Source organism: Delftia sp. RIT313, from assembly GCF_000632165.1.
Lineage (GTDB): Bacteria > Pseudomonadota > Gammaproteobacteria > Burkholderiales > Burkholderiaceae_C > Comamonas > Comamonas acidovorans.
On record NZ_JFYT01000057.1, the window covers coordinates 51,079 to 63,525 of the forward strand.

Genomic DNA, 12,447 nt, shown 5'->3' on the forward strand with positions numbered 1-12,447 from the left:
GCTGGCCTGCGCACCGCAGGCCCTTTTCACCGGGGCTTCCAGCCCCCGCAAGTTCCAAGGATTCCAAGGCATGGCGACCTCCCGTCCACGCGTTCTCCAGTTCGGCAAGATGCCGCTGCCCCAGCTCGATGCCGAGCTGGCCCAGGCCTATGAGGTGACGCTGCTGTCCGAGCAGCCCGACCGCGAGCGCTTCCTCGCCGAGCACGGCGCGCAGTTCGAATACCTGGTCACCTCGGCCGCCATGGGCGTGCCCGCGAGCGTGGTGCAGGCCCTGCCCAGGCTGCGCTTCGTGAGCAGCTTCGGCGTGGGCTTCGACGCGCTGGACCGCGAGTCCCTGCTGCGCCAGGGCGCCCGCGTGGGCTACACGCCCGGCGTGCTGGACGACTGCGTGGCCGACATGGCCTTCGCCCTGCTGCTGGATGCGGCGCGTGGCCTGAGCGAGTCCGACCGCTTCGTGCGCCGGGGCGACTGGAGCCGAGGCCGCTTCGGCATCCGCACGCGCGCCAGCGGCAAGCGCCTGGGCATCTTCGGCATGGGCCGCATCGGCTCCACCGTGGCGCGCCGCGCGGCCGGTTTCGACATGGAGGTGGCCTATCACAACCGCCGCCCGGTCGAAGGATCGCCCCACCTCTACCAGCCCTCGCTGCTCGAACTCGCACGCTGGAGCGACTTCCTCGTCATCACGGCCGCAGGCGGCGACGGCACGCAGCACCTGGTCAACGCCGAGGTGCTGGACGCGCTGGGCCCGCAGGGCTTTCTGATCAACGTGGCGCGCGGCAGCGTGGTCGCCGAGGCCGCCCTGGTCCAGGCCCTGCAGCAGGGCCGCATCGCGGGCGCGGGCCTGGATGTGTTCGAGGACGAGCCACGCCCCCATGCCGAGCTGCTGTCGCAGGACAACGTGGTGCTTGCGCCCCACATCGCCAGCGGCACGCATGAAACCCGCCGCGCCATGGCCGACCTCGTGCTGCGCAACCTGGCGCAGTTCATCGCCACGGGCCGGCCCGAGGCCGAGGTGCCGTGGTCCGCCGCGCAGCAGGCGGCCACCGCCGCCGCATAGCCGTTTTTTCCCAGAGACCGATCCAAACGATCCAAGAGCACGCCATGTCCTCCACCCCGACCATCACCGAGATCGAAGTCATTCCCGTCGCCGGCCGCGACGGCATGCTCATGAACCTCAGCGGCGCGCATGCGCCCTACTTCACGCGCAACATCGTGCTCGTGCACGACAGCGCGGGCCACACCGGTGTGGGCGAGGTGCCTGGCGGCGAAGGCATACGCCAGGCGCTGGAGGACAGCAAGGCGCTGCTCATCGGCCAGTCCGTGGGCAACCACCTCAAGCTGCTGCAGAACCTGCAGCAGGCCCTGGCCGGCCGCGACACGGGCGGGCGCGGCCTGCAGACCTTCGATCTGCGCATTGCCGTGCATGCCGTCACCGCCGTGGAATCGGCTCTGCTGGACCTGCTGGGCCAGCACCTGGGCGTGCCCGTGGCAGCCCTGCTGGGCGAAGGCCAGCAACGCGACCGCGTGGAGATGCTGGGCTACCTGTTCTTCACCGGCCCCACCGACAGGACCGACCTGCCCTACGTCCAGCCCGGCGAAGACCAAAGCGGCAGCGACGACTGGACGCAGGTGCGCCACATGACCGCCATGGACCCGGCCGCCATCGTGCGCCAGGCCGAGGCGGCGCACGCGCGCTACGGCTTCAACGACTTCAAGCTCAAGGGCGGCGTGCTGGCCGGCGAGCAGGAAGTGGAGGCCGTCACCGCGCTGGCCAGGCGCTTCCCGCAGGCGCGCGTCACGCTGGACCCCAACGGCGGCTGGCTGCTCAAGGACGCCATCCGCCTCATGCGCGACATGCACGGCGTGCTCGCCTATGCCGAAGACCCCTGCGGCGCCGAGAACGGCTTCTCGGGCCGCGAAGTCATGGCCGAATTCCGCCGCGCCACCGGCCTGCCCACGGCCACCAACATGATCGCCACCGACTGGCGCCAGATGGTGCATGCGCTGTCGCTGCAGTCCGTGGACATCCCCCTGGCCGACCCGCATTTCTGGACCATGGCCGGCTCCGTGCGCGTGGGCCAGACCTGCCGCGACTGGGGCCTGACCTGGGGATCGCACTCCAACAACCACTTCGACATCTCGCTGGCCATGTTCACCCACGTGGCCGCCGCCGTGCCCGGCAAGGTCACGGCCATCGACACGCACTGGATCTGGCAGGACGGCCAGTACCTCACCCAGAACCCGCTGCAGATCCGGGGCGGCTTCGTCGAGGTACCCAAGACCCCGGGCCTGGGCGTCACCGTGGACCGCGCCGCGCTGCAGCGCGCCAACGCCCTGTACCTGGAGCACGGCCTGGGCGCGCGCAATGACGCCATGGCCATGCAGTACCTGATTCCCGGCTGGACCTTCGACAACAAGCGCCCCTGCATGGTGCGCTGACCCCTTCCTTCCGTTACCCCTTTCCCGGAGCACCTCATGTCCCGCTACGACAACCTCATCAACGGCCAATGGAAGGCCGCCGACGGCTACAGCGCCAACACCAACCCCAGCGACCTGTCCGATGTGATCGGCGAGTACGCCCAGGGCAATGCCGCCGATGTGGAAGCCGCCATCGCCGCGGCGGCCGCGGCCTTTCCCGCCTGGAGCACCTCGGGCATCCAGGCCCGCCACGACGCCCTGGACAAGATCGGCAACGAAATCCTGGCCAGCAAGGAAGAGCTGGGCGACCTGCTGGCGCGCGAGGAAGGCAAGACCCGCCCCGAAGCCATTGGCGAAGTCGGCCGCGCAGGCCAGATCTTCAAGTTCTTCGCGGGTGAATGCCTGCGCCTGGCCGGCGAGATCCTGCCCTCCGTGCGCCCCGGCATCGGCGTGGAAATCACGCGCGAGCCCGTCGGCGTGGTGGGCCTGATCACGCCGTGGAACTTCCCCATCGCCATTCCCGCCTGGAAGATCGCCCCGGCCCTGGCCTTCGGCAACTGCGTGGTCCTGAAGCCTGCCGACCTCGTGCCCGGCAGCGCCTGGGCGCTGGCCGACATCATTCACCGCTCGGGCATTCCGGCCGGTGTCTTCAACCTCGTCATGGGCCCGGGCCGCGTCATCGGTGATGCCCTGGTGCGCCACAGCGACGTGGCCGCCATCAGCTTCACCGGCTCCGTCGGCGTGGGCCGCGGCATTGCCCGCGCCTGCGTGGAAAGCGGCAAGAAGGTGCAGCTGGAGATGGGCGGCAAGAACCCGCAGATCGTGCTGGACGACGCCGACCTCACCCAGGCCGTGGAGCTGTCCGCGCAAAGCGGCTTCTACTCCACGGGCCAGCGCTGCACGGCATCGAGCCGCCTCATCGTCACCGACAGGATCTACCCCGCCTTCATCGAGGCCCTGCAGGCCCGCATGGCCAGGATCAAGGTGGGCGACGCCCGCGCCGCAGGCACCGACATGGGCCCCGTGGTCAGCCAGGCCCAGCTGGAGCAGGACCTGAGCTACGTGGAAATCGCCAAGGCCGAAGGCGCCGTGCTGGCTGCGGGCGGCGCAGCCGCCGCCTGCCACACCGGCAGCGGCAACAAGGGCTACTACATGGCGCCCACCCTGTTCGTGGACACCGCCGCCGCCATGCGCATCAACCGCGAGGAAGTCTTCGGCCCCGTGGCCAGCGTCATCCGCGTGAAGGACTACGAGGAAGCCCTGGCCGTAGCCAACGACACCCCCTTCGGCCTGGCCGCAGGCATTGCCACCACCAGCCTCAAGCACGCCACCCACTTCAAGCGCCACAGCCAGGCCGGCATGGTCATGGTCAACCTGCCCACGGCCGGCGTGGACTACCACGTGCCCTTCGGCGGCCGCAAGAGCAGCAGCTACGGCCCGCGCGAACAGGGCCGCTATGCGCAGGAGTTCTATACGACGGTGAAGACCGCCTACACGCTGGCCTGAACAGCATCCGGCTGACGAGAAAAAAGCACCTTTCGAGGTGCTTTTTCATTGGGCGGATTCCGGGAGTCAGCAGCCCGGGGCGCCCTGGCAAGCGGACCAGCGAATCAGCGCTGGAACGCCACCGCAGCAGCCGCCATCCGCCGCAGATACGCCGGGTCTTCCTGCAGGCAATGCACGTGGTTGACCTCGTCCTCCACCAGTTCCTCCATCCGCTGCGCAGCCCCGCAAATGGCCTGCAGCGCATTGGCCACCACCTCTAGATTGCGGTAGCCCTCGGGCCGCTCCAGCCAGGCCAGCGCCAGCTGGCCCAGGGAATACACCTCGCTGCTGCCCTGCAGCGTCAGCCGGCCGATCTCGGTCACGGCATGGCTCAACTGCTGCGGCGTGGCCTGGGTGGGGATTGTGGATGCGGTACTCATGGCGTCACCCTTCCCACGGCAGATGCGCGAGAGTGAGGCGCTTGGGTGACAGAGGGGAATGCAAAAGAAGAAATGCTGTGCATGGTTTCGTACTCCTTCGTGAGAACAAAAACCACCGGCCCGTGTTCTTACGCACAGACAGGTGGACGGGATGTTAAGAACACGAACGAAGCCGTGCGGACGCCCTTGCGGGTAGCCCCATCCCGTCCGTAACCGCAGGAACGCAGGCTTGCGCCCACGCTCCGGAAATCAGACGTGACAAGGCCTCCTTGACGGCGAGGCCGCACCGCTTCGTTTTGGGTGTTCTTACGCACCGGCCCCGGAACAGGGGGTTGCCGCGATGATAGAGGCTTTCAAGAAGGCAAGCGCCCCGAAGCCCCAGGCCGAGCGCAGCGAAGGCCCGGGCCAACTCCCCGTATGTCAGCGCCTGCGCCGTGGTGGTTGCGGGGTTGCAGTCCTGCCGAAGGACAGGACTGCTTCGTCATCTGACTCGCCGTGATTGTTTGAACGTAGCGCGCAGCGCGAAGAGAGTTTCACGGCGAACCCCGCAACCGCCACGGCGCAGGTTGCCCCGCAGCGAAGCGAAGGGGTCGCGGACATCCGGGTCGCCTTCTTTGATCTGACCTTTCTTGGCGAATCAAGAAAGGGCAGTCGGCTGCCGGGCCGAGACCCGGCCTCGAAAAACAACCACCCGGCAGGGGCAAAAGATTGCACCTAAGCCAAAAGCAAACAAGGTGGGCGGGAGTCAAGACCATGTGCAAGGCATGCGGACGCCCTCACGGGTAGCCCCATCCCGCCCCAAACCCAAAGACAGCCGGGTCCCCAAAAACCCCAGCCATCAAACCCCGGTCACGGATAGTAGCTCCCGCATCACTTCAGAAAAACAGCACCCTCACCCAAGGCGCCACCACCACATTCAACGCCCCCGCAATCATCATCACCAACGAAGCAACCACCGCCTGCACATCCCCGAACTGCCGCGCCTTCGCCACCCCGCTGCCATGAGCGGCACCACCCAGAATGGCGCCCGCAGCCAGCTTGCTGCGCACGTGCGGCAGCAGCCGCAGGATGGTCTCGCCCATGAGCATGCCGCTGACGCCCGTGAGCAGCACGAACAGCGCGGCCAGGTCGGTGGGCCCGCCCAGCACGCGCTCGGCCTCGATGGCGAAGGGGGTGGTCACCGAGCGCACGGCCAGGCCCTTTTGCAGGTCCACGGGCAGTCCGAAGGCCTGTGCGAACCAGATGGTGGTGGCAATGGACACGCCACTGGCCACGAGCACGCCGGTGGCGATCGACATCCAGTGCTTGCGCAGCAGGTGGCGGTTTTCGTGCAGGGGCAGCGCAAAGGCCACCGTGGTGGGGCCCAGCAGCCAGACCAGCCAGTGCGTCTGGGCGATGTACTGCGGGTAGCGCACATGGGTCAGCAGCGCCAGCGCGATCAGCACCATGGGCGTGGCGACGATGGGCATGAGCAGCGGATGCGGATGGCGGCGGTACACGCGCTTGTTGGCCGCATAGCAGGCCAGCGTGGCCAGCAGCGACAGCAGGCCTATGGCCTGGTCGGACATGGCGTTCATTCCTGCTCCCTGTGCAGCCCGGCGCGCGTGGAGCGGCGCCGGGCCAGCCACAGCTCCAGCCGGTAGACGCGGTCCACGGCCAGCGCCGTGGCGGCCATCACGCAGGCCGTGCTGGCCACGATGACGCCCAGGATACGCAGGCCCTGGTGCTGAATCAGCTCGGTGTATTCGGTGACGACCAGCATGGCGGGCACGAAGAACAGCAGCATCTCGGCCAGCAGCCAGTTGGTGCCGCCCTGCAGCCAGCGCGCCTTGACCAGCCCGCTGAACAGGCCCGTGGCCAGCAGCGCGAAGCCGATCAGCCCGGCCGGCATGCCCCAGCCGAAATGGGCGCGCACGGCCTCCATGGCCACCCACAGCGCACTGAGCAGCCCCACCTGCAGCATGCCGCGCAGCAGCGGCCAGCAGTGATGCAGCAGACCCTGAAACACCTGCGGCCGCAGGACGGGCATGGCGGAAATCTTTGACATGGGGCAATCCTAGGGTTTGCACTCAGATTCGTAAAATGAATAATCTCCATTTTTCCCATGCACAAAAGGAATCCTCATGGACCTGCGCGCGCTGCGCTACTTTGTCGAGGTGGTGCGCTGCAACAGCTTCACGCGTGCGGCCGAGGCGCTGCATGTGACCCAGCCCACCATCAGCAAGATGGTGCGGGCGCTGGAGGAGGAGCTGGGCGGCCCGCTGCTGCTGCGCGAGGGGCGCGGTGTGCAACTGACCGACGCGGGCCAGGTGGTCCATGCGCGCGGCCTGCAGGTGCTGGAGCAGTCACGCCAGCTGCTGCAGGAGGTGGCCGAGGTGGACGGCATTGCGCGCGGCAGCCTGAGCGTGGGCATCATGCCCACGGCCGGGCACTACATGGCGCCCGTGATCGCGCGCTTTCAGCAACTGCATCCGGGTGTGGAACTGCATGTGCAGGAGCAGGGCGCACGCGCCCAGCGCCAGCTGCTGCTGGACGGCAAGCTGGACATGGCGCTGGGCCTGCACGGCGCGGGCGAGGCAGGTGGTGACCTGGCCGGAGAGGGCCTGGAGTACTGCACCATCGCCCACCAGAAGACACGCGTGGCCTTTGCCGCGCACGAGGTGCCCGATCCGGACGCACCCGTGCACTGGAGCGAGCTGGCCCGGCGGCCCTTTGTGTTCTACACCTCGGACTTCGCCCTGCACCAGGCCGTGCTGGAGCATTGCGCGACGGCAGGCTTCAGCCCACAGGTGCGGCTGCAGACGCGCTACTGGGACTTCATCGGCGACCTGGTGGCAGAAGGCGTGGGCGTGGCCGTGATGTTCGAGCACGTGATCGCGCGGTTCGACCCCCGGCGCGTGTCCAGCCGCCCGCTGGTGGGGCCTGAACTGCACTGGGACGTGGTGCAGCTGTGGCGCAGCGGCTATCTGTCGCGCGCGGCGAGGGCCTGGCTGGAGTGCGTGCGTGCGGTCTATCCCGACGACAATCGCTGAGTCCATGCAACCCAGAAAACGCCCACCCTTGCGCCCTTTTGCAGGCCCGGCCCTGCGCGCCCGGCCCGCCTTCGCCGACCGGCCCGACACCGGCCCCTCACGCCTGCTGTGCTTCAACAAGCCCTACGGCGTACTCAGCCAGTTCACCCCCGAGGGCCGCTGGCGTGGCCTCAAGGAATACATCGACGTGCCGGGCGTGCATGCGGCAGGCCGGCTTGACGCCGACAGCGAAGGATTGCTGCTGCTGACCAATGACGGGCCGCTGCAGGCGCGCATCGCCGATCCGCGCTTCAAGATGGAGAAGACCTACTGGGTACAGGTCGAGGGCCTGCCCGACGAGGCCGCGCTGCAGCCCCTGCGCCAGGGCGTGCAGCTCAACGACGGCATGACGCTGCCCGCGCAGGCGCGCCGGCTGGAGCCGCCGCCCGTGCTGTGGCAGCGCGACCCGCCCATCCGCGTGCGCCAGAACATTCCCGACTGCTGGATCGAGCTGGTCATCCGCGAAGGCCGCAACCGCCAGGTGCGCCGCATGACGGCGGCCATTGGCCACCCCACGCTGCGGCTGGTGCGCGCGGCCATCGGGCCCTACACGCTGGACGGCCTGGAGCCCGGCCAGTGGAAGGACGTGGAGCCCGCCTAGGGCTCCGGATTGTCGGGAAGTGCCACAGCCTGCCAGCGTTGCAGGCCGAGCCACGGACGAAAGCGCCGCGCCTCGCACACTTCCACCCGCTCCACACTGCCGGCCAGCAGCGGCCACAGGCGCTGCAATTGCGCCGAGCGCTGCTGCGTGCAGCGCCGCGCGCGGGCCAGCAGCTCGCTGCCCTGGCCCAGCAGGCGCGACAGCTCGCGCAGGCGCGGCGGCGGCAGGCATTGGGCGCTGGCCAGCATCAGCCAGGACGGTGCCTGGCCCGCCTGGGCGGGGCCGCTGGCGGCGAACTGCTCCAGCAAAGCGACATGGGCGCTGAGCAGGGGCGCGGGGGGTTTCTCAGCCAGCATGATCTCCAGCAGCCTGCCATCGATGCGCCAGCGGGCGGGCACCACGGCATGCTCTACCGAGTTGCCGAAGCGCGTGGACTGGCGATGGCTGACGGCGCGGCTGCCCTGCTCCAGCAAGGGCTGCAGCAGTTCGGCCAGGGCCTGCTCGCGCTGCGCCGTGGGCGCTTCGGCCAGCGTGATGCGCAGCGGCACGGCCTCGTAGCCGCGCAGCTGGTCGCGCCAGGCCATCCAGCCCGCCGTATCGGGGCCGCCCAGCAGCAGGGCGAGGAAGGCGCCCAGGCCGGCCAGGGCCGATCCGGTCCACCATGACACCGGCACAGGCTGCCGCCCGGCGATCAGCCAGCCCGTCAACCAGACCAGCGCCCCCGCGCAGGTGGCTGCCAGCAGGCCCATGCCGAAGGCGAGGAAGGGCGCGCCATCGAGCCGGTCGGGCAGCAGCACCAGCATGGCCACGCAGGCCGCGCCGGCGCACAGCGCAACGGCCCACCAGCCCGCCACGGGCAGGGTGCGCGCGGTGCGGCCCGTGAGACCCGTACGGCCGGCCAGTGCCAGCAGCATGAGGGCCACCACCGCGCCAGCGGTCAGCGCAATGAACAGGGGCGCAAACACCCACAGCGCCAGCAGCCCGAGGACCGCCGATACCGCAAGCGACAGCGCCAGCATGCTCAGGCCTTCTTGAGGAACTCCGACTTGAGCAGCATGGAGCCCAGTTCGGTCTTGCAGTCCACGTTGTGGCCATCGGCGCCATCGACCAGGCGGATGCCCTTGATCTTGCTGCCCTTCTTGAGCACGGTGGACGAGCCCTTGACCTTGAGGTCCTTCACCAGGATCACGGCATCGCCGTCGGCCAGCGCATTGCCGTTGGCGTCGCGCACGATGCCGTCGCCAGCGGCGGCTTCGCCGGACTCTTCTTCGGCCTGCATGGGCCATTCGAAGGCGCAGTCGGGGCAGATGTAGCTGGTGGCGTCGGGATAGGTGTTTTCAAGGCCGCACTGGGGGCAGGCGGGAGTGGTCTGGGGCATGGGATGGACAGATTCGGTGAAGACAAAGGGGCGCGGCGGGCGCGCCGTACCTGGCGATTGTCGCCCCTGCCCCCGCAGGCATGCCCCGGCAAACCCGAGCGGCCTGCTACGCTGCGCGCCACTCTTTGCTTTTTCCCCATGGATACGCTGACCCCCTTGCGCGCCTTCCGGCGCATCGTAGAACTGGGCTCCATCGCCAAGGCGGCCGACGCGCTGGACCTGTCCTCGGCCGCGCTGAGCAAGCAGCTGCGCGCGCTCGAAGCCCATCTGGGCGCCGTGCTGCTGCAGCGCACCACGCGCCGCATGAGCCTGACCGACACGGGCCAGGCCTACTACGCAGAGTGCTGCAGGCTGCTTGATGAATTCCATGCGCTGGAGCAGTCGGTGCGCGCGCAGTCGCAGCAGGTGGCCGGCCGGCTGCGCGTGAATGCGCCGCTGTCGTTTGCGCTGAGCACGCTGTCGCCGCTGCTGGCGCGCTTCATGCAGCGCCATCCGCAGCTGCAGATCGACCTGTCCATGGAAGACCGGCTGGTGGATGCGGTGGGCCAGGGCTTCGATGTGTCCATCCGCCTGAGCGCGGAGCTGGCTGACTCCTCGCTGATCGCGCGGCGCCTGGCCTCGCTGTCGCAGATGCTGTGCGCGGCCCCGTCCTATCTGCAGGCGCATGGCCGCCCGGCCAGTGCCGCCGCGCTGCGCGGCCATGCGCTGCTGAACTACAGCCTGGCGCATGCGCCCCGCGAAGCGGGCGAGAGCCCCCAGGCGCCGTCCGAGGCGCGCGCCAACGTCAACAACAGCCTGATGCTGCGCGACCTGCTGGTGGCGGGCCTGGGCATTGGCGCCCTGCCCTCGTTCCTGGCGCGGCCGGCGATTGCGGCAGGCCAGCTGGTCGCACTGGACCTTGCGGACCAGGCCGCGCAGGCCCGCCATGTCTACGCGGTCTATCCCACGCAGCGCCACCTGCTGCCCAAGGTGCGCGCCTTCGTGGATTTTCTGGCCGAGGAGCTGCCTGCCGCCATGGGCGAGGATTGTTGACGCCGCGTTAAGAGTTCCTCAAGCGCGCGCCCCTTTTTCGCGCCGGGCCTGCGGCCTACGCTTGCCGTCCATCACAGCCATGAAGGACACAAGCATGACGCAATGCAATGATTTTTCCTGCGCCCTGCCCGCGCAGGATGCGGCGGCCCCCTCGCCGCAGCAGGCCCTGCAGGCGGCGCCTGCTGCGGCGCCCGCCGTCGCCCCCGCCATCGACTTCTTCCATGACGTGGTCTGCGGCTGGTGCTACGTGATGTCGCCACGCCTGCGCCAGGTGGCGCGCGAGCTGGGCCTGCGCGTGCGCCACCGCAGCTTCGTGCTGCAGGCCTCGCGCGCCGAGATGGTGGCGGCCTTCGGCTCCATGGAGCGCGCCAAGCAGGTCATCCTGGAGCACTGGCAGGCCTGCGCGGAGCATGACGACGAGGACCGCATCGACATCGAGGGCATGCGCCGCGAGGCCTTCGAATACCCCAGCGGCATGGCCGGCGCACTGGCCTGCCAGGCGGCCCAGATCCTGGGCGGCGATGACGCGCACTGGGATCTGTTCGACGCCATCCAGCACGCCCACATGAGCGAGCACCGCAACATCGGCGACGCCGAAGTGCTGCTGGACATCGCCACGCGCACGGGCTTCGAGCGCAATGCCTTCGCGGGCTGCATGGAAGGCGCCCAGGCGCTGGAGCAGGTGCGCCAGGACCGCGCGCTGGCGCAGCGCATGGGCCTGCGCTCCATTCCCACGCTGATCGCGCCGCGCCTGCCGCCGCTGCAGACCCAGTCGCTGGCTGCGCTGCGCGAACGGCTGCACTTCCTGGCGGCCTGAGCGCCCCCGTCTTTGCTTTTTTCATCGGCGTTTTTCCGCCTTCCCTCGCGCGCGGCATGCGCGCCCTTTTTCAGCAGACCAAGGACTCTTGCATGACTCTCCAACGCTTCGCTCGCCGCATGGCGCTGCCCTCTCTCATGATCGCCCTGGCCACCGCCTTCGCGAGCACAGCCGCCCAGGCCCATGGCGGCCACGAGCCCCCGGCCGGCGCACGCCAGGACGTGGGCACCAGCCCCTGGGGGCCGGCCGACGAGATCGGCCGCCTGAACCTGATCACGCCGGCCTCGCGCGCGGCCATCCTGCAGCGCATCACGGGCGGGCAGGTCTATGACCTGGCCACCGAGTACTACGTGGGCATGCCCAGCTGGCAGGACGCGGGCGATCCGCACTACCAGTTCTGGATGACGCATACGCCGCGCGGCACCGTGGTGGACGATCCCATGAACGTGGGCAAGGACATGAACGCCACGCGCAGCTACACGGGCACGGCGTTTTCCATGTACAGCCATACGGGCACGCACATCGATGCGCTCAACCACTTCGGCATACGCGGCAGGATCTGGAACGGCTTCAGCGCAGACCAGCATCTGGGCGACCGGGGCTGGCAGCGCACGGGCATAGAGAAATTCCCGCCGCTGGTGGCGCGCGGCGTGCTGATCGACGTGGCGGCCGCCAAGGGCCTGGAGATGCTGCCCGACCAGTACCGCATCACGCGCCAGGACCTCAAGGACGCGCTGGCACGCCAGAAGGTGACGCTGCAGGAGGGCGACATCGTGCTGGTGCGCACGGGCCGCATGAAGCTGTACGGCCAGCCCCAGGCCTACATGGCCAAGCCGCCGGGCCTGGGCCTGGATGCCGCGCGCTTCCTGGTGGAGGAAGGCGGCGCCATGATCGTGGGCGCCGACAACCTGAGCCTGGAGACGTTCCCGTCCGAGGTGGACGACGACTACGTACCGCTGCACAGCTACCTGCTGGCGCAAAAGGGCGTGCCCATCATGGAGCTGGTGGCGCTGGACGACCTGTCGCGCGACAAGGTCTACGAGTTCGCCTTCATCGGCGGCCCGCTCAAGATCCGCGGCGGCGATGCCGCGCCGCTGCGGCCCATCGCCATCCCTGTGCGCTGAGCGGGGCAAGACGAGATTTCTTGAGCTTGACCTCGAAACTCCCGCGCCCCCAAGGCGAGGGACACCGAGCAAGGGCCGCCC

At 69.0% G+C, this 12,447-nt stretch carries 13 protein-coding genes; 8 read left to right on the forward strand and 5 right to left on the reverse strand.

What is annotated here, in order from left to right; translation table 11 throughout:
• The first annotated feature begins 70 nt into the window (after positions 1–70).
• The 3 genes from BW39_RS16970 to BW39_RS16980 are packed head-to-tail and all read left to right on the forward strand — an operon-like array spanning position 71 to position 3,924.
• Positions 71–1,057: a 2-hydroxyacid dehydrogenase gene (locus BW39_RS16970; RefSeq protein WP_043823218.1), complete on the forward strand. Its 987-nt coding sequence runs from the start codon at positions 71–73 to the stop codon at positions 1,055–1,057.
• 44 nt (positions 1,058–1,101) lie between these two features.
• A complete protein-coding gene (locus BW39_RS16975; RefSeq protein WP_043823221.1) occupies positions 1,102–2,439 on the forward strand; it encodes an enolase C-terminal domain-like protein in 1,338 nt (445 codons plus the stop codon).
• A gap of 36 nt (positions 2,440–2,475) precedes the next feature.
• A complete protein-coding gene (locus BW39_RS16980) occupies positions 2,476–3,924 on the forward strand; it encodes an aldehyde dehydrogenase family protein (RefSeq protein ID WP_043823223.1) in 1,449 nt (482 codons plus the stop codon).
• Between the two features lie 104 nt (positions 3,925–4,028).
• Here BW39_RS16980 and BW39_RS16985 read toward each other — a convergent pair whose 3' ends face one another.
• The 3 genes from BW39_RS16985 to BW39_RS16995 all read right to left on the reverse strand — a co-directional run bounded on the left by BW39_RS16985 (position 4,029) and on the right by BW39_RS16995 (position 6,390).
• On the reverse strand, positions 4,029–4,343 hold the full coding sequence (locus tag BW39_RS16985; RefSeq protein ID WP_043823225.1) for a hypothetical protein: 315 nt from the start codon (positions 4,341–4,343) through the stop codon (positions 4,029–4,031).
• 875 nt (positions 4,344–5,218) lie between these two features.
• Entirely contained in the window at positions 5,219–5,911 is a 693-nt protein-coding gene (locus tag BW39_RS16990; protein WP_013800125.1) for an LrgB family protein, read from the reverse strand.
• A 5-nt stretch (positions 5,912–5,916) separates the two neighbouring features.
• Positions 5,917–6,390: a CidA/LrgA family protein gene (locus BW39_RS16995; protein WP_013800124.1), complete on the reverse strand. Its 474-nt coding sequence runs from the start codon at positions 6,388–6,390 to the stop codon at positions 5,917–5,919.
• Between the two features lie 76 nt (positions 6,391–6,466).
• Between BW39_RS16995 and BW39_RS17000 the strand changes: the two genes are divergently transcribed.
• Together BW39_RS17000 and BW39_RS17005 are read left to right on the forward strand one after the other, a co-directional pair.
• Complete coding sequence (locus tag BW39_RS17000; RefSeq protein WP_043823227.1) at positions 6,467–7,375, forward strand: LysR family transcriptional regulator; 909 nt, start codon at positions 6,467–6,469, stop codon at positions 7,373–7,375.
• A gap of 4 nt (positions 7,376–7,379) precedes the next feature.
• On the forward strand, positions 7,380–8,015 hold the full coding sequence (locus BW39_RS17005) for a pseudouridine synthase (RefSeq protein WP_043823229.1): 636 nt from the start codon (positions 7,380–7,382) through the stop codon (positions 8,013–8,015).
• On the opposite strand, the gene BW39_RS17010 is transcribed toward BW39_RS17005, so the two are convergent.
• Positions 8,012–9,034, reverse strand: a complete 1,023-nt coding sequence (locus BW39_RS17010; protein ID WP_043823232.1) for a hypothetical protein — start codon at positions 9,032–9,034, stop codon at positions 8,012–8,014. The two genes, BW39_RS17005 and BW39_RS17010, sit on opposite strands and share 4 nt — an antisense overlap.
• Before the next feature lie 2 nt (positions 9,035–9,036).
• Positions 9,037–9,393 (reverse strand): zinc ribbon domain-containing protein YjdM, encoded by a 357-nt coding sequence (locus tag BW39_RS17015; protein WP_013800120.1) that lies wholly within the window; start codon positions 9,391–9,393, stop codon positions 9,037–9,039.
• Positions 9,394–9,531: 138 nt separating this feature from the next.
• On the opposite strand from BW39_RS17015, the gene BW39_RS17020 reads away from it, so the two are divergent.
• The 3 genes from BW39_RS17020 (at position 9,532) to BW39_RS17030 (ending at position 12,366) form a co-directional block, all read left to right on the forward strand.
• Complete coding sequence (locus BW39_RS17020) at positions 9,532–10,425, forward strand: LysR family transcriptional regulator (protein WP_043823234.1); 894 nt, start codon at positions 9,532–9,534, stop codon at positions 10,423–10,425.
• Positions 10,426–10,519: 94 nt separating this feature from the next.
• Positions 10,520–11,242 carry a DsbA family oxidoreductase gene (locus BW39_RS17025; protein ID WP_013800118.1) on the forward strand — a complete coding sequence of 241 codons (723 nt, stop codon included), beginning with the start codon at positions 10,520–10,522 and terminating at the stop codon, positions 11,240–11,242.
• Between the two features lie 92 nt (positions 11,243–11,334).
• Positions 11,335–12,366 (forward strand): cyclase family protein, encoded by a 1,032-nt coding sequence (locus BW39_RS17030; RefSeq protein ID WP_043823444.1) that lies wholly within the window; start codon positions 11,335–11,337, stop codon positions 12,364–12,366.
• The last annotated feature ends 81 nt before the right edge of the window (positions 12,367–12,447 follow it).